The sequence below is a fragment of the Bartonella sp. AP57NXGY genome, from assembly GCF_042195805.1.
GTDB lineage: Bacteria > Pseudomonadota > Alphaproteobacteria > Rhizobiales > Rhizobiaceae > Bartonella.
On the sequence record NZ_JBHIOZ010000345.1, the window covers coordinates 1 to 1,083 of the forward strand.

General features: G+C 38.3%; 1 protein-coding gene. It reads right to left on the minus strand.

Annotated elements, in window-relative coordinates; genetic code table 11:
* Window positions 1–33 precede the first annotated feature (33 nt).
* Window positions 34–303, minus strand: coding sequence for a hypothetical protein (locus ACFIL8_RS10775; RefSeq protein ID WP_375613546.1), 270 nt, complete (start codon window positions 301–303; stop codon window positions 34–36).
* Window positions 304–1,083: the final 780 nt, after the last annotated feature.

Consider the following 1,083-nt stretch of genomic DNA (forward strand, 5'->3'; position numbering starts at 1 on the left):
CATAAATTTTACGAGGGTATTCGTCATTGATCGTCATGGCATCGCAGAACGCTGTGGAAGTCGGATATCCCCGCCTAGACTGATAAAACTTTTTTGATCCTTCAATGCGTAAATATCCTTTCCAGCCTTAGTTAAGGTGGATACTATTAACTCAGTCGAATTCAAATTAGAGCCCACATGCAAAGGCACCCCATTAAGCCTAATCCTATTGGATTCTAGCAAAGACAATGCAGCACGTAACTTCGTCGCAGTCATACCAAAACGCGATCTATCCCCGTTTGCCAGTACATGACACAATCTCAATGAGATTTTAGGTAATATGTCAAAATGGCGAGCAAGAGCGATGATGCCATGTCATTCGATAATATTATCACACTGGACATTTATATGTTTTCTAATAGATAATTCTATCTCTTCTCGAAGTTTTACAGAGATATTAAAATCTCTACCTTTAAAACCATCTTTTGCGCTAATGATATTTCATAACCAGACGCAAATTCCAAGACCCAGCAATATAACAATGATGTCCCGCACGTCCATTAAAATACCCTGCTTTTTCTCGCTCTAGGCATTCATAGCCCGACCACGTAAAACAGGGTACCAATTACAATATCAGACCATAAGACTGCAAGAGAAAGTTCTTTTATAAATAGACATTTTTTATCTTTCCATTGCCTCTTAAACAAGCTATCCTGTTCGTATAACAAGTTATATGTATAATACATATAACTTCTACAAAAGGAGGATTCATTATGTTCCGTGAAAATCTTTGGTAATACACTCGAGCGATTGGATAACCAGTCGCCCGTCAATAATATAGTGCGAGTTAAGAAATTGGGGGAGATAAGCTATGCAACTCGTGGATCATCCTTTTGTGAAATTCAATCAACCCAAGCCGATTTACAACTTCACATATCCGCTATTTCGCACTATTTCAAATGAATTTTACAATTACCTAGACTTTAATAAGCTAGCGCAAAGTAAGCAGATTCCACAAGCGCGTACCATTTCTCTTTATTTGCATATTCCCTTTTGTGAAACCATCTGTTCCTTCTGTCCCTTTCAGAAAGGGGCCTACAAGCA